The organism is Bacillus sp. YP1, assembly GCF_000877815.1.
GTDB lineage: Bacteria > Bacillota > Bacilli > Bacillales > Bacillaceae > Bacillus > Bacillus subtilis.
The window spans coordinates 2964433-2982171 of sequence record NZ_CP010014.1; the positions used below are offsets into that span (position 1 = coordinate 2964433).

A 17739-nucleotide genomic window follows, 5' to 3' on the forward strand; every position below is an offset into this window, starting at 1 on the left:
ATAATGGTTCTTCATTTTCAGATCAATACTCAACTTTCCACATGTATCTTCTATGAGATAAAGGATGATTTCTCGCCTCTGCCAGCTCGTCTGCATAGCTTCTCAGCACACGATTGAGAACGAGCGGAGCAAGATAGCCTTTAACTGAATCGTCAATTGCAGTGAAGTCGTAAGATGCAGCATCAAGCACAGTGAGCTTTTTGCCATACTTTTTCGAGAAGGTAAGCGCCCGCTCTTCAAGAGGTCTTGTTTCATCTAAACCGAGCAGGATGATAAACGGCACGGATTCATCAATAATTTCAAACGGTCCGTGAAAATATTCTCCGGCATGAATGGCGTGGGAATGAATCCATTGCATTTCCATGAGAATGCAGATGCTGTAGGAGTAAGCGACACCGTAGTTTGCACCGCTTGCCATGGTATAAATAATGCTTTCTTTTTCATGGGCTTTTGCAAATTGCTTGGCGTTGTCAGCTTCCTGCTTAAGGGCTTTTTCATATACAGCCTGCAATTGATCTAAGCCTTCAATTGCTTGTTGGAATTTCGTATTGTTTTCTAATACTTGCAGGGTTCCAAAAACGATTTGATACAAAACGCCATAGTTTGTATTGATCGCAAGCGCCTCATCACCCCAATCGTACTGGGCAACATATTGCGCTTCCTGCGCTAAAGGAGACTCCGGTTTAAACGTCATCGCAATCGTAAGTGCGCCCTTGCCCCTTGCAAACGCAGCAGCTTTGACTGTCTCCGGGGTATTTCCCGAATGCGAACACAAAATAACAAGAGACTTTTCACCAAGCTGAACAGGGTTGCGCTGAATAAATTCGTTGGCGCTGTAGAGGTCGGAGTTTATTGATTTTGACTCTCTGTCAAACACATACTTACTCGGATACATAATGGCAGAAGACCCTCCGCATGCGACAAAGAATACATGATCAATGGTTTTCCCTTTCAAATCCTGCAAGAAAGCTTGAACCTCACGATTTACTTTTGCTGTGGCCTGACTCAAATCCTTCACTCCCCGTTTTTATTATATAACGTTATATAACATTATATATTGTTATATTAAAGTCCGCGGGTAGGATTGTCAATATTATTTTCTGAAATTTCTCAATAATTTATTCGAATGACAGACAAAGGGTCTATATGCGAAAAAATGCCCAAATCAAAAGCCAGAACTTGACTTAAGCTCTGGCTTCGCTGTTCAATCCGCAGACTGACGTCTTATTTAAAAAATACCTTGTCTATATTGTACTTCGAGTGCTGTGTATTGATGATATATGTTTCGTAAATCTCTCTTTCCATTGGATCATCAACTACACATACCTCGATTTTATAGACTTCATCTCTGTGATGTTTGATCGGTGAAACAGTGTCTTCGAAATGCTTCTTAATTCTCTGTCTTAACTTTCTGGCTTTACCGACAAACAGCAGCTCGTCATGAATGTTGTAAAACATAAAAATGCCGCCTTTGTCCCTTGGGATCTGGTGAAAGTCGATGAATCCGTGAATCGGTTTTATCTTCGGCTCGTTATCATTAGCTGACTGCTGTCGTTCAGTGATGGTGACATTCGGTGCGGGTATATCAATTTTTATCAAAATCAGTTCACGTCCTCTTTTTCATTAAAGATAAATGCTAACACATACAGAAAAGAAAAGCTAGAACAGCTTTATTATATTTGTTTGTCATGCTCTTACTTATTATGCAAGTGCTCCGGCTGGATCATAAGGACTAAGGTCTAATTCTGTCTGCTTTCTGAGAACTAGCTTTGCGAGCTCTGCACCTAAGAACGGCCCCATCGTCAGTCCAGAAGCGCCCAAACCGTTAGCAGCGTACAGGCCTTGAACATTCGGCACAGCCCCTATGACCGGCAGAAAACCCGGTGTAAACGGCCTGAAGCCCACTCTTGTTTCAACAGCAGCCGCATCAGCAAGACCCGGTGCAACGGCTAACGCTTTGCTCAATACTTCGTGCTGGCCTCCGGCTGTCACACGAAGATCATCAAGACCGGCATCGTTTTCGTGTGTGGCGCCGGCTACAATTCTGCCGTTATCAAACGACAGAATGTACTGATCACTCGGCGGCATTACAACCGGCCACGATCCTGTATCTGCATCTGTCATTTCAAAATGCATAATCTGCGCTTTTTGAAATGACACTTGAAAATGAATGCCAAGAGGCTTCAATATCTCATTGGCCCATGCTCCCGCCGTCACAATGACCGCGTCAGCCGCAAACTGCTTTGTATCTGTTTGCACGCCGGTGACTGTTCCGTTTTCAAAAAGCAAGGACGCATTTCCTTTGATGACCGTTGCGCCGCGTTTCTCTGCAGCGCTTAAAAGCGACCGGCACAGCGCTCTTCCGTTCACACGGGCGGCACCGCTGATATGAACCGATTCATAGCCGTCAGCTAAAATCGGAAACAGCTTTTTCGTTTCACTTGCAGACAAGCGGGTAATGTCGCCGATTTCCGGCGCATCCTCCCGTCTCTTATACGCCCTTTCCTCCATTTTATCGAGTTTAGACGCGTCAGTATGAATGCTGATGGCACCGACACGTTTGTATCCTGTATCCGATTCACCGTCTTTTTCCAATTGATGGATTAAATCCTTATAGTACCGCGCTCCCCCCTTAGCAAGCTGGTACCAATCCTGATTACGGCGTTGCGAGAGCCATGGACAGACGATCCCCGCCGCCGCATCAGTCGCTTGTCCCGGCTCTTTCCGATCAATGACAGTAACGCGAGCGCCTGATTTTGCGAGATGATAAGCCGTCGACGCGCCCAGAATCCCTGCGCCGACGATGATGTACGATTTCATATGCAAACACCTTTTCTATTATAATGTCTATTCATTTTACCAAATAGAATGCTTTCCTTCGACCTTTTGCCCTAATGTGGAAAAACCGCGAAGTTCGTCCAATCTCTTTACTCTCCTATCGAATATCCTGTCACTATCAATAGAGAAAGGATGATACCATGAGCGAAAATCGTCATGAAAATGAAGAAAACAGACGCGATGCGGCAGTCGCAAAAGTCCAAAACAGCGGTAATGCAAAAGTCGTGGTCAGCGTGAACACAGATCAGGATCAGGCACAGGCTCAGACACAAGACGGGGAAGACTAATGAACGAAAACATCATTCCTCTTAACAGACATACTCAAGAGTTACCCACTACTGAATCTGTTATCAAAAATAGCGGCAACTCAGAGGTCCATATCGACATTCACATTGATACAATGCCAATTGCTTTTGCTATATTATGCTCTGCATTAGCCGCAAAGCAGATGACAAAAGAGGAATTCGATATGGCTTATACTCAATTGCGAGAGATGAACAGAGAAAATAACAGCAGATCATCTGTAAAGCAAATTATCAATCAGGAGACAGAAGAAGAGTAAAAAACCGCGGCCCCTCGGCCAGCGGTTTTTCTTCTGCATACAAAAAGGACGCGACTGAATCGGTTACTTCTGTACAATTTGAATAAGGTTACCGCATGTATCGTCGAAGACAGCTATTGTGACTTCGCCCATTTTTGTCGGTTCCATCGTAAACGTCACGCCTTTTTCCTTTAATCGGTTGTACTCTTTTTGAATATCTGCAACGCCAAACATTGTGGCCGGGAGGCCTTCGGAGAATATCTTCTTTTGATACTCCTTGGCGGCAGGATGTTCATTCGGTTCGAGTAAAAGCTCGGTTCCGTCTTGATCATCTGGAGAAACAAGCGTTATCCACCTGAATTTCCCCATGGGAACGTCTTCCTTTTTTATAAACCCAAGTTTTTCTGTATAAAACTCCAGTGCCATGTCTTGATCTTGTACAAATATACTGGTAACAACGATTTTCATACTGTTTTTCCCTCCTTCGATATGAATGAAGCATGGTACTATGCTAACAATCTGGCTACAAGCAAAACAACCCACACATTTATCAGAGGCCCTGTTCTGATTTTATAAAATTATTCTATCCATCCTTTGAGCAAATTTTTAAGTGGTTCGTTGTTGAATATAAGTACTCGATATTTTCCCTTTCGTTTTGATGTTACGAGTCCTGCATCCTCCAGTACAGAAAGGTGTTTAGCTATCGCCTGTCGCGTAATAGAAAGGTCGTACTTTGTAATAAGACGTATCGTAAGTTCATACAACGTCAGCTCGTTGCGTTCAGATAATTCGTCTAATATAAGCCGCCGAGTCGAATCGCCGAGTGCTTTGAATATAGCGTCTTTGTTCCAATTCATATATTGAGTATAAGCAACTCATTAGTTGCATGTCAAGCATAAGCAACTGTATGGTTGCGCGATATAGAAACTGAACCTATCCGGCGCAGCTCTGAAATATTCTAATCGATAAGGACTTAAAACCATCAAAATAACAGTGGATATGTCTCTGAAAAATAAAAGAAGACGAACTTCAAAAGTTCGTCTTCTACAATCAAATTCGGCACGCCGGCCATTTTAAAAACTATATCTAAACCCCTTGATAAACAAAGGAGTTTTCATCATTAACCGATAGAACCTTCCATTTCGAACTTAATCAAACGGTTCATTTCAACTGCGTATTCCATTGGAAGCTCTTTTGTGAATGGCTCGATAAAGCCCATTACGATCATTTCAGTTGCTTCTTCTTCAGAAATACCGCGGCTCATCAAGTAGAAGAGCTGCTCTTCAGATACTTTAGACACTTTCGCTTCGTGCTCCAATGAAATGTTATCATTTAAGATTTCATTGTAAGGAATTGTGTCTGAAGTTGATTTGTTATCCATAATGAGCGTATCGCACTCGATGTTAGAGCGGGCGCCTTCCGCTTTGCGTCCGAAGTGGACGATTCCGCGGTACGTTACTTTTCCGCCCTGTTTTGAAATCGATTTTGATACGATTGTAGATGATGTGTTTGGTGCAAGGTGAATCATTTTCGCACCTGCATCCTGATGCTGGCCTTTACCCGCAAGAGCGATAGAAAGCGTCATACCGCGCGCGCCTTCGCCTTTTAGGATACAAGCCGGATATTTCATTGTCAGCTTAGAACCGATGTTGCCGTCGATCCATTCCATTGTTGCGTTTTCTTCACAGACTGTACGCTTTGTTACAAGGTTGTAAACGTTGTTCGCCCAGTTTTGGATCGTTGTATAACGGCAGTAGCCGCCTTTTTTCACCATGATCTCAACGACCGCACTGTGAAGTGAGTTTGTTGTGTAAACAGGCGCAGTACAGCCTTCAACATAATGAACACTTGCTTCTTCGTCAACAATGATCAGTGTACGTTCGAACTGACCCATGTTCTCAGAGTTGATACGGAAGTAAGCTTGAAGCGGTGTTTCAACCTTCACGCCTTTAGGCACGTAGATGAAAGATCCGCCGGACCAAACAGCTGAGTTAAGCGCCGCAAACTTGTTATCAGTCGGCGGGATTACTTTTGCCCAGTGCTCACGGAAAATATCTTCATTCTCTTTCAGCGCGCTGTCAGTGTCTTTAAAGACGATGCCTTGCGCTTCAAGATCTTCTTTCATGTTGTGGTATACAACCTCAGATTCGTACTGAGCAGAAACACCCGCAAGGTATTTTTGTTCAGCTTCAGGAATACCGAGCTTGTCGAATGTTTGTTTAATTTCTTCAGGAACTTCATCCCAAGAACGCTCTGAACGCTCAGACGGTTTTACGTAGTACGTAATTTCGTCAAAGTTCAGTGAGTTTAAATCTCCGCCCCATTGAGGCATCGGCATGTTGTAGAAATGCTCAAGTGATTTCAAGCGGAAGTCAAGCATCCATTGAGGCTCTTCCTTCATGCGAGAAATTTCTTCTACGATTTCTTTTGTCAATCCGCGCTCTGAACGGAAAATGGAAACGTCCTTGTCGTGAAAACCATACTTGTATTCACCAATATCAGGCATTTTTTTAGCCATCCATTTTCACTCCAATCCTTTTAATTGCCGCCTTCTTCTTTCGCGACTCCTTTTTCAAGTGCTTTCCATGACAGGGTTGCACATTTGATACGGGCCGGGAATTTTGAAACGCCTTGAAGGGCTTCAATATCCCCGAGATCTATAGAATCGTCATACTCTTTCCCTTGCATCATATCCGAGAAAATCTTAGACATGGAAAGGGCAGTTTCAATATCTTTCCCTTTAATCGCCTGAGTCATCATCGAAGCGGATGCCATTGAAATGGAACAGCCTTCCCCTTCAAACTTCGCATCTTCCACGATGTCTCCGTCAAGCTTCATTGTCAGTCTGATGCGGTCGCCGCATGTCGGATTGTTCATATCCACGACAATGCTGTCATTCAAAACCCCTTTATTTCGCGGGTTTTTGTAATGATCCATAATCACCTGTCTGTACAATGTATCTAAGTTTGCATTAAAAGACATTTGTAAAATACTCCTTTGTCTTTTGAAGAGCTTCCACAAGCTTATCAATCTCTTCCTCTGTATTATACAGATAAAAGCTTGCTCTTGCAGTAGCAGTTACATCCAGCCATTTCATCAGCGGCTGCGCACAATGGTGGCCGGCTCTGACTGCGATTCCCTCCGCATCAAGCACAGTAGCCACATCGTGCGGATGAACATCATCAAGGTTAAATGTGACAAGCCCCGCACGCTCTTCCGGCCCGTATACCGTTACGCCGTCAAGCTGGCGGAAGCGTTCAAGCGCATAAGCTGCAAGCTTGTGCTCATGGCGGGAAATCTCATCAAGACCGATTTCTTCGAGAAAATCAATGGCGGCACCGAGGCCGATTGCTCCTGCAATAATCGGCGTACCCGCTTCGAATTTCCACGGAAGCTCTTTCCAAGTTGATTCATAAAGCCCGACAAAGTCGATCATTTCACCGCCGAATTCGGCAGGCTCCATGTTTTCCAGCAGGGCTTTCTTTCCGTACAGCACACCAACACCGGTAGGTCCGCACATTTTATGGGAAGAAAGCGCAAAAAAGTCGCAATCGAGATCCTGCACGTCAATTTTCATGTGTGGCGTGCTTTGTGCACCGTCCACCACAATGACAGCCCCATTGTCATGAGCGATTTTCGCCATTTCTTTAATCGGGTTGACCGTGCCGAGAACATTAGATACATGAGACACCGCAACAATTTTTGTGTTGCTTGTGACCGTTTCTCTGACGTCTTCTAAAGAAATCGTTCCGTCTTCCTGCAACGGAATATATTTTAATGTGGCGCCAGTTGCTTTTACAGCCTGCTGCCACGGAATGATATTCGCATGATGCTCCATGTAGGTGATGACCACTTCATCACCAGGTTTCAGGTTGGCGCGCGCATAGCTTAACGCCACCATATTCAGTGATGTGGTCGTGCCTTTTGTGAAAATAATCTCAGCCATTGACTTCGCGTTAATAAACTTGCGGACTTTTTCACGCGCTCCTTCATAACCATCTGTCGCTCTGGTTCCAAGTGTATGGACGCCCCGGTGAACATTGGAATTGTATTGGTTATAATACTTATCCAGTGTTTCAATGACAGCACGCGGCTTCTGGGAAGTCGCCGCGCTGTCGAGATAAACGAGATCATGTCCGTTCACTTGCTGATGAAGGATCGGGAACTGTTCACGAATATCTGTGATATTCATTACTTCACTTTCCTTTCGATAACAGAAACTAATTGTTTCTTAACGCCTTCAATCGGAAGTTCATTTACTACCGGTGCAAGGAATCCGTAAATGACTAAGCGTTCTGCTTCTTCTTTCGGAATTCCGCGGCTCATCAGGTAGTAAAGCTGAATAGGGTCCACACGGCCGACAGATGCCGCATGTCCTGCAGTTACATCGTCTTCGTCAATTAAAAGAATAGGGTTTGCGTCTCCGCGTGCTTTTTCGCTAAGCATCAGCACGCGTGATTCTTGCTCCGCATTCGCTTTAGAAGCGCCATGTTCGATTTTGCCGATTCCGTTAAAGATAGAAGAAGCGGAATCCTTCATCACACCGTGCTTCAAGATATAGCCTTCAGAAGCTTTACCGAAATGGATGATTTGTGTTGTGAAGTTTTCTGTTTGCTCTCCTCTTCCGACAACAACCGTTTTCGTATCGCCGTATGTGCCGTCACCGTAAAGGTTTGTTGTGTTTTCGGAAATCGTGTCGCCATCGTTCATCAGGCCGAGAGCCCACTCGATTTTGCTGTCGCGTCCGCGCGCAGCACCGCGGCGGTTCACATAAGTTGTCACACCGCTTGACAGATTATCCACCGCACCGTATGTCACGCTGGCATTATCACCTGTGATGACCTCACTGATAATATTGAAGACAGCGTCTTTCGGGTTTACAGTGCTGATGTAGTTTTCTACATATGTTACAGAGCTGTGGTCTTCAGCCACAATCAGCACGTGGTTGAATAGAGCTGTATCATTGCTTTCGTGGACATAAACAGCCTGAACCGGCGTCTCCACCTGAACATTTTTCGGAACATAAAGGAATGCTCCTCCGTTAACAAGAGCCGCGTGAAGTGCAGTTAACTTATGTTCGTCAACCTTCACGCCGTCCTTCATAAAGTATTTCTCCACCAAGTCGCTGTGCTCGCGTGCAGCAGTCAGAATATCAGTGAAGATGACGCCTTTGTCTTTCAATTCTTGAGAAAGAGAAAGATGTGCCGGCGTCTGGTCACGCTGTACGTATAATGTTTTATCTTCGTTTTCAATGTCGATCAGCGCTTTTACTTCATCAGTCAAATCTTCTAATGAAGAAAGCGGTTCGTTATCCACTGTATGCTTCGCGAAATTCGTGAAGTTCCAGTTTGTGATTTTTGTTTTGTCAGGTTTCGGCATCGGCAGATCCTCAGCTTGTTCAAGAGCCTGTAAGCGCAGGTTCTTCAGCCAGGCAGGTTCTTGGTGCTTTTCGGAAAAGCTTTTGAGATACTCCTGATCTACGGATAGTTTTGTACCTAGTGTCATATTAATCCCCCTAACGCTTACGCTTCTTGGCCAACAGTTTCGTCTTCAATGCCAAGTTCTTGTTTGATCCAGTCATAACCTTCTGCTTCAAGACGCTGTGCAAGCTCTGCACCGCCGGATTTTACAACGCGGCCTTGCATCATAACGTGAACAACATCCGGAGTGATGTAGTTTAACAGGCGCTGATAGTGAGTGATCATCAGGCAGCCGAAGTTTTCGCTGCGCATTTTGTTGATCCCTTTTGATACAACTTTCAAAGCGTCAATATCAAGGCCTGAGTCAATTTCATCAAGGATGGCGATTTTCGGTTCAATCATCATTAATTGAAGGATTTCGTTGCGTTTTTTCTCCCCGCCTGAGAAGCCTTCGTTAAGATAGCGCTGAGCCATTTCAGGGTCCATTTCAAGGAACTCCATGTTTTCGTCCATTTTGCGGATGAATTTCATGAGAGAAATTTCATCGCCTTCTTCTCTGCGCGCGTTGATTGCTGAGCGAAGGAAGTCGGCATTTGTCACACCGCTGATTTCACTTGGGTACTGCATTGCAAGGAATAAGCCTGCCTGCGCACGCTCGTCCACTTCCATCTCCAGTACATCTTTGCCGTCAAGCGTGATGCTGCCTTTTGTTACTTCATATTTAGGATGCCCCATAATAGCAGCTGATAAAGTGGATTTACCAGTTCCGTTCGGGCCCATTACTGCGTGGAATTCTCCACCTTTTATTTCAAGGTTTACACCCTTTAAGATCTCTTTCCCTTCGATTTCAACGTGAAGATCTTTGATCGTTAATGTTGAAGCAGCCATATCTATACCTCCAAAAATATATAATCATTATTCTCATTTTATTCTCATTCTAATTTTATAACAAATGAAAAGTAAATACAACTTTTTATCGTGCCTTGCACATTCCTCAAGTTTAACAAAGATCAGCACTTTATTAAAGCGATTGAAAAAGAAAAAGAGTGGATTCCCACCCTTTTTTAAAAGATTGATTTTCTCAATAAGCTCCCGCAGAAATCCGCTTGCTTTTTTCATAATCAAGCTCTCTCTGCCGCTCTACTTTCATTCTTGTTTCCAGCCGGCGTCCATATTCCTCGTATCCAATTCCGTGTGACAGCTGCATCGCTTTTTCCATTTCTGACGTATAATCGAGGTTCAGTCTGTCCTGGCTGCTGCAAATAATGAATCAATCCCTTCATATATTTGCTTTTTATTGTACCAGTGCTGCGTTGGATGCCGCAAAAACGATTTGGCGTGAAATAGCGGCAGATGAGACGAAAGCATCCTTTCAGAACAAATGAGAATGGTTTTTCGGAATATTCCTTCTCTTAATGCGTGGTGTTTCCGAATTCCTCAATGCACTGTTGAACGACTGTCACGCCTTGGCTGAAAGCTGCGCCGCCTCCAAATGCCGCTGCCACACTGACGGCTTCGAGAATGTTTTCTTCTGACGCTCCCTGATCAAGACAGCCTTTTGTATGATAGATCATGCAATATTCGTCCTGAGCATTGATGGCAATTCCGAGGGCGATCAGCTGTTTTTCTCTTTCAGTCAGAGAATTCCCGGCAAAGCACTGTTCAGTAAATTCGTTAAATTTTCTTCCCATCAGCGGCATCTTTTGTTCAAATGTGCCTAAACCATGTTTATATTGTTTTAACGCGTCCTGCATGCTTCCTCTGTCTTGATTCAAAGAAAATCCCTCCATCTGTTTAACATTCCTTTTTATTATGAACAGCTTTTAGGAAAATACGCGAAAAAAACCCCGGAATTCTCATCCGGGGTTTCAGTCTTATTCAGATACAGGAAGCACAGCTCCGTCGTATTTTTTCTCGATGAAGTCTTTGATCTTTTTAGAGTGAAGAACTTCCATCAGCGCTTTGATTTTTGCAGAATCTTCTTCGCCTTTTCTTACTGCGATGATGTTAGCGTATGGGTTGTTTTTCGTTGATTCTACTTCAATTGCGTCTTTTTTAGGATTTAATTTATTTTGGATCGCATAGTTTACATTGATGAAGACCGCGTCTCCTTCTTTGTTTTCATATGCTTTTGCCGTTAATTCAGGCGCTACTTTTTTGAATTCAAGGTTTTTCGGGTTTTTCTTAATGTCTTTCAATGTTGCGTCAACTGTTTCCACTTTAGAATCAAGAGTGATTAATCCAGCGTTTTCAAGCATTGCAAGCATACGGCCTTGTTCAGCAACGTTGTTTGTCAGAATGATTGTCGCACCGTCTGGAAGGTCTTTCAGTGATTTGTATGTTTTAGAGTAAATACCGAATGGCTCTAAGTGAACAGCGCCGGCATTCACAAGTTTGTAATCTGTGTTTTCTTTCATTTCTTGCTCAAGGTAAGGAATGTGCTGGAAGTAGTTCGCGTCCACTTCTTTATCAGCTAAAGCTTTATTGTACATTTTGTAATCACTAAGCACTTTCACTTTCAGCGTATAGCCTTTTTCTTTCAGCAATGGTTCAGCTTCTTTTAAAATTTCCGCATGCGGTGTTTTTGTTGCCGCAACGACAATTTCTTTCTTGCCGGATTCAGCGCCGTTATTCGAACCGCAGGCAGCCATAACTCCTGCAAATACAAGCAGTAATGCACCCAAAAATAGCTTTTTCAATGTAAATCCTCCCTTATCGTTTGTCTATAATATTTGTTATTAGATCACCGATGATTTGAATAATAAACACGATGATTAAAATAAACACAGTAGCAACGAAGGTAACATCAGCGTTATTAGACTGATATCCTTCTACGTACGCAAGGTTTCCAAGGCCTCCTGAACCAATGGCTCCGGCAATTGCCGTTGAACCGATTAAAGCGATGGCTGTAACCGTAATGCCAGAAATAAGAGCAGGCATTGATTCCGGAATCAGCACTTTGAAAATAATCGTAGACGTTTTCGCGCCCATTGATTTAGCTGCTTCAATCACACCTTTATCCACCTCACGCAGCGCGATTTCAACAAGGCGCGCGTAAAATGGTGCCGAGCCGATTACCAGCGCCGGCAATGCGGCGTTTGGCCCTAAGATCGTGCCGACTAAAAATTTCGTAAAACCTAATAGTAAAATAATTAAAATAAGGAACGGAATCGATCTGAATATGTTAACAACGGCTGCAATCACTGAGTTGACCGCTTTATTCTGCCAGAGGCTTCCTTTGCTCGTCAGAAAGAGCAGCAAGCCGAGGATGACCCCGATGACAAAAGCAAACAGTAAAGAAATCAGCGTCATATAAAGTGTTTCATATGTCGCGTTCCATAATTCAGTTAAATCAACGTTCGGGAAGTATTTTTCAAACATTCGTGATCACCTCTGCTTTCACCTGTTTGTCATTAATGAATCGGATCACGTTTTGCACTTCTTCCTCGTCCCCGTCAATGTGGATGAACAGTGAACCGTAAGCCCCATCCTTCGTCTGCGAAATTTTCCCTTGCAGAATATTGACGCTGACATTGAAGTTTCTGATCATCTCTGTAATCAGAGGCTGTTCAGCTGACTCACCGACAAATGTGAGCTGAACCATTTTTCCTGATGCTGTATCATCAAGAAGGTGCTGAAGCGTCTCTTTCGTTTCTTCCGGCTCTGTCACCTGTTGAACAAATCGTTTTGTCATTTGTTCCTTTGGATTTTTGAAGACATCGAGAACCTCGCCTTCTTCGACCACCTTGCCGTTTTCCATGACGGCGACTCTGTTGCAGATTTTGCGTATGACATGCATTTCGTGCGTAATCAGCACAATCGTCAAACCGAGTCTTTCATTAATATCGGACAATAGATCCAGAATTGAATCTGTCGTTTGCGGATCTAATGCTGATGTCGCTTCGTCACAAAGAAGAACCTTCGGATTGTTTGCAAGCGCTCTGGCAATTCCGACACGCTGCTTCTGACCGCCGCTCAGCTGGGACGGATAAGATTTTTCTTTTCCTTCTAAACCTACCAGTTTAATCAGTTCATTGGCGCGCTTGATCCGCTCGCTCTTTTTCACCCCGGCAATTTCTAAAGGAAACATGATATTATCTCTGACAGTCCGCGACCAAAGCAAATTGAAATGCTGGAAAATCATACTGATCTCATGGCGTGCTTTTCTTAAACCGCGTCCATTTACTTCATTAATCTTGGTTCCCGCCACTTCCACGGTTCCTGAGGTTGGTTTCTCAAGGCCGTTCAGCAGACGGATTAAGGAACTCTTACCAGCTCCGCTATATCCTATAATTCCAAAAATCTCACCTTTTTTAATGGAAAGCGAGACGTTTTGGACAGCATTGACATCTCCATGTTTCGACTTGTAAACTTTTGAAACATCCTGAAGATTGATCAAAGCAATCACCTGCCTTAACACTATTCTAAGAAATCTTCCGGTTTTTTCTGCAAAAGAAAAGCCTTTCTGCACACTTGAGCAGAAAGGCTTATATAAAATGCCTTTCTCTCATCTTTCAAAGCTGAACGCTTCGTGTGAATTGGCACCATTTCAACAGTGTTGATGGTTGCCGGGCTTCATAGGGCACTTCCCTCCACCTCTCTTGATAAGAGAAATATATAGTCTTTTTCGTCCGGAAATTCTTAATGTAGAATAGCACGGCGAATGATTAAATGTCAATAAAATAAATGATGTCAACTTTTACTATTATAATAATTTATTATTTTTTAATTTTTTAAAATCCTCTGAAAAAATCCATTTGTCAGCCAGAGAATGGCTTCCAGCTTTAACAGGGCCCTGAATGACCCCTTTACTTTGAGGCTTCCGCTCTGAATAAGGTGCTGAAGGGAAATGTCTCCGTGCAATAAATCAATAATTTCCGTTTGGTTTCCGTAAAAGGTCAGGTTGGACGTTTGGGGCGGAGAAACTTTTTTCATTTCTCCCTGTTCGTTTATTGAGACGGTTAAGGCTTCTGCTTCTCCTTGGAAGGTAATGAGCAATGTTGAGGCATTCAAAAGGGGTTTTAAAAACAGATGCTGATACTCATCTTCTAAAACTTCCGCTTTCTCCATATGTACAACCTCCTATTTGTTGGTCATACATACACATTTCTCTCTTTGTCGCAAGAACCCCTTTATAAAACGAACGACAATTTCATTGGATATGCTGAGAAATATGTCATAAATGGGATGCGGAAGATGATTTTTGTTTGATCAGCTCATATAAATAAGAAACGGAATGAAATGCATATCCTCTTTCGACCATCTTTCCGCCTTTAAACAGCAGAAAACAAGGGACGCTTTCAATTTGATACGCTTTTGCGAATGTCGGAGAGTAATTGACATTGTTTTGATAGAAGGCGACATCCGGCAGCATTTCTTTCACCACTGTCAGCATTTTGCTTGCAAGCTGGCAGGTGCCGCAAAACGGAGTATATAAATATAGAAGGTACACATCATCTTCAATGTGATCAAGTTCGTGTTCTTGGAGTTCTTTCATGCTATACACCTCGGGACTTTCTTTCAAGAAAAATAGTATGGACATTCAGATTCGCACGCAGCAATACAGAAGCGATATGGTGCCTGGGCGCAGCCGCTACTTCCTTATAGGCTCTGTCGACATGGAGATGGCAGGCTTCATTAAATTCACGCTTCAGCTGTTTTCTCAATTTCTCACCTGATTCATCAGCATCAACTAATATATAGACGTCTTTATCATAAAGCTCGTCAGCCAATTCCTCGAGCCTCAGCTGGCTGATTGTTCCGTTTGTGCAGATAATGCGCATCGGTTCATTCAGGACGCTTTCGATTTTCTCTTTATCTGATTTCCCCTCGACAATCATAACCTTTTCCAGCTCATCCATCTTCATCTTGTTCACCTGCCGCGTCAAATTTGAAATGTTCAGATTGTAAAAGAAGGCAGTGAAATTCACCGCCAACATTAACACCAGCCGTTTTCGTAGTCACAATCTACATATTTTGCGTCGTCTCCAGAGACCACATCGGCTGTCTTATAAAATTTCTCATTTTCAAAGGAATAACCGGACTTAAGCTCATATTCATTCATGCTTGTCATTTGGCCGATCATCTCATTATCATGATATAACGAGAGCCGGCCATTTTGAAAGCGGCCTGTCACGTCATTGGTGACATCGAGCTTTTGTTTGTCGAAAGCCATATTGGACACCTCCCATAACGTTAGCGTGTCCAATTGCTTTTACGGCTATCCTGTTTTAGTCTTCTTGTGTCATCTCTTCGTATTGCTCTGCTGTCATCAGTTTTTCAATTTCAGAAGCGTCAGATGGCTCAACGACGATCATCCATGCTTTTTCGTACGGAGATTCGTTGACGAATTCCGGACTGTCATCAAGATCTTCGTTTACTTCCACAACCGTTCCGTTAATCGGTGCATAAAGCTCAGATACCGTTTTAACGGATTCAACACTGCCGAATGGCTCGTCCGCTTTGATTTCAGCGCCCACTTCAGGAAGTTCGACAAACACGATGTCGCCTAGTTCGGACTGGGCAAAATGCGTAATTCCGATTCTGGCTTTTTCTCCTTCAACTTTTACCCACTCGTGTTCTCCTGAGTAACGCAAATCTTTTGGTATGCTCAATTGAATCCCTCCATTTTTTACAGCACTACAATAAGAAGATACCACACTTTTCAAAAAAAATTTACATTAAGCCCAGTTTTCTTCAAATTGGTCTTCTTTAAATCCGACAGTCACTTTTTCGCCGTCTGTTGTAAGCGGGCGTTTAATTAGCATACCATCTGAAGCCAGCAGTTCGAGCTGTTCGTCCTCTGACATATGATACAGCTTTTCCTTGAGATTGAGCTCGCGGTATTTCATGCCGCTCGTGTTGAAAAATTTCTTGAGATCCAGCCCGCTTTTTTCATAAAGCGCTTTTAATTCTTCTTTGCTTGGCGGCTGCTCAGCAATATGTATTTCGTTTATTTCTTTCCCATGCTCTTCAAGCCACTTCTTTGCTTTGCGGCACGTTCCGCATTTAGGGTACCAGTAAAAAGTTAACGACATCTTCTTCCCCCTCAATAAAATAATCGAGGTTATTTTAACACAGTTTGTTTTAAAAACCTAAAACAGTGCTTCTTAAAAAAGAGCTCCGCGCATGCGGAGCTCATGGCCAATCAGACAGTATATTTCTCAGCCTCAAAAATGCCTGCCGCCGCCTCGCGTTTTTTCTGAATCACGTTTTTAGGCGTTACGCGTGTCAGCTTGCGCAGAGCGGAAAGCATCATGCGGAGTGAATCTCCTTCTTCCATTGCGATAAGGGATTCCTTTGCATGCGCTTCGATTTCGTTAAAGGCCTCTTGAACGAAAATTTCTGTGTACAGCACCTTTTGCGCTGCTTTTTCAGCGCCTTGTGCGGCAATGGCCTTTTCCGTTCTGAGCACGGCTGATTCCATTGCGTATACATTGCTGACGATATCCGCTACGTTCACGAGAATTTCTTGCTCACGATCGATCGCTTTTCCGTATTTTTGCGCGGCTAGGCCGGCAGCAAACAACGCAATTTTTTTGGCTTGCTTGACGATATATTTCTCCTGCTCTAAGACGCCGCTTCCAGGCTCTTCAGGCATAAGCATCATGAGTTCTTCCTGCAGCGACTGCGCTTTTTCGAATAAAGGCAGCTCGCCTTTAAGCGCTTTTTTCAGGAAGGTGCTTGGCACGATTAACCGGTTGATTTCGTTTGTGCCTTCAAAAATCCGATTGATCCTTGAATCCCTATAGGCCCTTTCTACTTCGTATTCCTGCATAAAGCCGTAGCCTCCATGAATCTGCACGCCTTCATCAACGATATAATCAAGCGTTTCAGAGCCGAATACCTTATTCAGAGAGCATTCGATGGCGTATTCCGCAATCGATTTGGCGATTTGCCGGCCGTCCTTGAGATCTTCGGCCGTGAACTGGCTCATATTGTCTTCAAACAGCCCGACGGTTCTGTATACAGAGCTTTCCATCGCATACAGCCTTGAGGCCATTGTCCCGATTTTTTCCTGTGTCAATGAAAAACCAGCAATCGGCGTTTTAAATTGGCGGCGCTGATTTGCGTATGCCGCAGACAGCTCGATGACGCGTTTAGATGCGCCGATTGTGCCAACCGCCAGTTTGTAACGGCCGATGTTTAAAATATTAAAGGCGATGACATGCCCTTTGCCGATTTCTCCGAGCAGGTTTTCCTTTGGCACTTCAGCTTGATCCAGAATGAGGGTTCTTGTCGATGATCCCTTGATTCCCATTTTCTTTTCTTCCGGTCCCGTGGAGACACCCGGGAACTCTTTTTCTACAATAAAGGCTGAAAACTTGTCGCCGTCTACCTTAGCGTAAACTACAAATACATCGGCAAAAGCAGAGTTGGTAATCCACTGTTTTTCCCCTGTTAATACATAATGGGTTCCTGCTTCATTCAGCACAGCTGTTGTTTTTGCTCCAAGTGCATCAGACCCAGAGCCAGGCTCAGTCAGAGCATAAGCGGCGATCTTTTCGCCTGAAGCGAGTCCAGGCAAATATTTTTTCTTTTGTTCTTCTGACCCGAAAAAGACGATCGGCAAGGAACCGATACCGACATGCGCGCCATAAGAAAGAGAAAAGCTTCCCGCACGCGAAAATTTCTCAGTGATGAGTGCCGAGCTGATTTTATCAAGGCCGAGCCCGCCGTATTCTTCCGGCACATCGGCGCCAAGCAGCCCTAGTTCGCCCGCTTTCTTCAACAGTCTGACAGAATGCTCGAATTGATGGTTTTCGATATCATCTATATGAGGGAGAACATCTTGCTCGATGTAATCCTCTGTTGTTTTCGCAATCATTTTATGCTCGTCAGTGAAATCCTCCGGTGTATACATTTGATCGTATGTGACATCCTCGATTAAAAATCCGCCGCCTTTTTGTACGTCAGCCGCTTTTTTTGCCATTTGTTTTT

Annotated in this window: 24 protein-coding genes and 1 riboswitch; of the genes, 2 read left to right on the plus strand and 22 right to left on the minus strand. The window is 43.8% G+C overall.

Annotation, left to right across the window (positions count from 1 at the left end; all coding sequences use genetic code 11):
* Nucleotides 1–22: 22 nt before the first annotated feature.
* From frlB to QF06_RS14635, 3 genes are all read right to left on the minus strand, one after another.
* Entirely contained in the window at nt 23–1009 is a 987-nt protein-coding gene (frlB, locus tag QF06_RS14625; RefSeq protein ID WP_015251278.1) for a fructosamine deglycase FrlB, read from the minus strand.
* Between the two features lie 215 nt (nt 1010–1224).
* Nucleotides 1225–1599: a nucleotide excision repair endonuclease gene (locus tag QF06_RS14630; protein ID WP_003228617.1), complete on the minus strand. Its 375-nt coding sequence runs from the start codon at nt 1597–1599 to the stop codon at nt 1225–1227.
* A 102-nt stretch (nt 1600–1701) separates the two neighbouring features.
* Nucleotides 1702–2820, minus strand: coding sequence for an NAD(P)/FAD-dependent oxidoreductase (locus QF06_RS14635; RefSeq protein WP_041850560.1), 1119 nt, complete (start codon nt 2818–2820; stop codon nt 1702–1704).
* Nucleotides 2821–2978: 158 nt separating this feature from the next.
* On the opposite strand from QF06_RS14635, the gene sspG reads away from it, so the two are divergent.
* A complete protein-coding gene (gene sspG, locus QF06_RS14640) occupies nt 2979–3125 on the plus strand; it encodes an acid-soluble spore protein SspG (protein WP_040081894.1) in 147 nt (48 codons plus the stop codon).
* The gene (locus QF06_RS14645) at nt 3125–3400 is read left to right on the plus strand and encodes a hypothetical protein (protein ID WP_041056018.1); all 276 of its coding nucleotides are present in this window, start codon (nt 3125–3127) and stop codon (nt 3398–3400) included. Before sspG ends, QF06_RS14645 begins: the two co-directional genes overlap by 1 nt.
* 63 nt (nt 3401–3463) lie before the next feature.
* Here QF06_RS14645 and glxB read toward each other — a convergent pair whose 3' ends face one another.
* From glxB to fadE, 19 genes are all read right to left on the minus strand, one after another.
* Nucleotides 3464–3847 (minus strand): methylglyoxalase, encoded by a 384-nt coding sequence (glxB, locus tag QF06_RS14650; protein ID WP_029318442.1) that lies wholly within the window; start codon nt 3845–3847, stop codon nt 3464–3466.
* Nucleotides 3848–3957: 110 nt separating this feature from the next.
* A complete protein-coding gene (locus tag QF06_RS14655) occupies nt 3958–4236 on the minus strand; it encodes an ArsR/SmtB family transcription factor (RefSeq protein ID WP_015251274.1) in 279 nt (92 codons plus the stop codon).
* A 263-nt stretch (nt 4237–4499) separates the two neighbouring features.
* The gene (gene sufB / locus QF06_RS14660; protein WP_041850559.1) at nt 4500–5897 is read right to left on the minus strand and encodes a Fe-S cluster assembly protein SufB; all 1398 of its coding nucleotides are present in this window, start codon (nt 5895–5897) and stop codon (nt 4500–4502) included.
* Nucleotides 5898–5917: 20 nt separating this feature from the next.
* Nucleotides 5918–6361 carry a Fe-S cluster assembly sulfur transfer protein SufU gene (sufU, locus tag QF06_RS14665; protein WP_003222809.1) on the minus strand — a complete coding sequence of 148 codons (444 nt, stop codon included), beginning with the start codon at nt 6359–6361 and terminating at the stop codon, nt 5918–5920.
* Nucleotides 6351–7571 (minus strand): cysteine desulfurase SufS, encoded by a 1221-nt coding sequence (gene sufS, locus QF06_RS14670; RefSeq protein ID WP_003228604.1) that lies wholly within the window; start codon nt 7569–7571, stop codon nt 6351–6353. Before sufS ends, sufU begins: the two co-directional genes overlap by 11 nt.
* Nucleotides 7571–8884, minus strand: a complete 1314-nt coding sequence (gene sufD, locus QF06_RS14675) for a Fe-S cluster assembly protein SufD (RefSeq protein ID WP_003228602.1) — start codon at nt 8882–8884, stop codon at nt 7571–7573. Before sufD ends, sufS begins: the two co-directional genes overlap by 1 nt.
* Nucleotides 8885–8901: 17 nt before the next feature.
* The gene (gene sufC, locus QF06_RS14680; protein WP_003151872.1) at nt 8902–9687 is read right to left on the minus strand and encodes a Fe-S cluster assembly ATPase SufC; all 786 of its coding nucleotides are present in this window, start codon (nt 9685–9687) and stop codon (nt 8902–8904) included.
* Nucleotides 9688–9880: 193 nt separating this feature from the next.
* A complete protein-coding gene (locus QF06_RS21465) occupies nt 9881–10018 on the minus strand; it encodes a YuzK family famiily protein (protein WP_003228600.1) in 138 nt (45 codons plus the stop codon).
* A gap of 193 nt (nt 10019–10211) precedes the next feature.
* A complete protein-coding gene (locus tag QF06_RS14685; RefSeq protein ID WP_003228596.1) occupies nt 10212–10589 on the minus strand; it encodes a carboxymuconolactone decarboxylase family protein in 378 nt (125 codons plus the stop codon).
* Between the two features lie 84 nt (nt 10590–10673).
* A complete protein-coding gene (metQ, locus tag QF06_RS14690; RefSeq protein WP_003228595.1) occupies nt 10674–11498 on the minus strand; it encodes a methionine ABC transporter substrate-binding lipoprotein MetQ in 825 nt (274 codons plus the stop codon).
* Between the two features lie 13 nt (nt 11499–11511).
* The gene (metP, locus tag QF06_RS14695) at nt 11512–12180 is read right to left on the minus strand and encodes a methionine ABC transporter permease MetP (protein ID WP_003228593.1); all 669 of its coding nucleotides are present in this window, start codon (nt 12178–12180) and stop codon (nt 11512–11514) included.
* On the minus strand, nt 12173–13198 hold the full coding sequence (gene metN / locus QF06_RS14700) for a methionine ABC transporter ATP-binding protein MetN (protein ID WP_003242531.1): 1026 nt from the start codon (nt 13196–13198) through the stop codon (nt 12173–12175). The genes metP and metN overlap by 8 nt, the downstream gene beginning before the upstream one ends.
* Nucleotides 13199–13303: 105 nt before the next feature.
* Nucleotides 13304–13410: riboswitch (SAM riboswitch) on the minus strand.
* A 114-nt stretch (nt 13411–13524) separates the two neighbouring features.
* The gene (locus QF06_RS14705) at nt 13525–13869 is read right to left on the minus strand and encodes an SCP2 sterol-binding domain-containing protein (protein ID WP_003228587.1); all 345 of its coding nucleotides are present in this window, start codon (nt 13867–13869) and stop codon (nt 13525–13527) included.
* A gap of 106 nt (nt 13870–13975) precedes the next feature.
* Entirely contained in the window at nt 13976–14296 is a 321-nt protein-coding gene (locus QF06_RS14710) for a thioredoxin family protein (protein WP_003228585.1), read from the minus strand.
* 1 nt (nt 14297) lies between these two features.
* Complete coding sequence (locus QF06_RS14715; RefSeq protein ID WP_003242679.1) at nt 14298–14660, minus strand: toprim domain-containing protein; 363 nt, start codon at nt 14658–14660, stop codon at nt 14298–14300.
* A 77-nt stretch (nt 14661–14737) separates the two neighbouring features.
* The gene (locus QF06_RS14720; RefSeq protein WP_003228581.1) at nt 14738–14974 is read right to left on the minus strand and encodes a YusG family protein; all 237 of its coding nucleotides are present in this window, start codon (nt 14972–14974) and stop codon (nt 14738–14740) included.
* Nucleotides 14975–15029: 55 nt separating this feature from the next.
* Entirely contained in the window at nt 15030–15413 is a 384-nt protein-coding gene (gene gcvH / locus QF06_RS14725; protein ID WP_003222781.1) for a glycine cleavage system protein GcvH, read from the minus strand.
* 66 nt (nt 15414–15479) lie between these two features.
* Nucleotides 15480–15836: an arsenate reductase family protein gene (locus QF06_RS14730; protein ID WP_003222779.1), complete on the minus strand. Its 357-nt coding sequence runs from the start codon at nt 15834–15836 to the stop codon at nt 15480–15482.
* Nucleotides 15837–15946: 110 nt separating this feature from the next.
* Complete coding sequence (gene fadE / locus QF06_RS14735) at nt 15947–17731, minus strand: acyl-CoA dehydrogenase FadE (protein WP_003244094.1); 1785 nt, start codon at nt 17729–17731, stop codon at nt 15947–15949.
* Between the last annotated feature and the right edge of the window lie 8 nt (nt 17732–17739).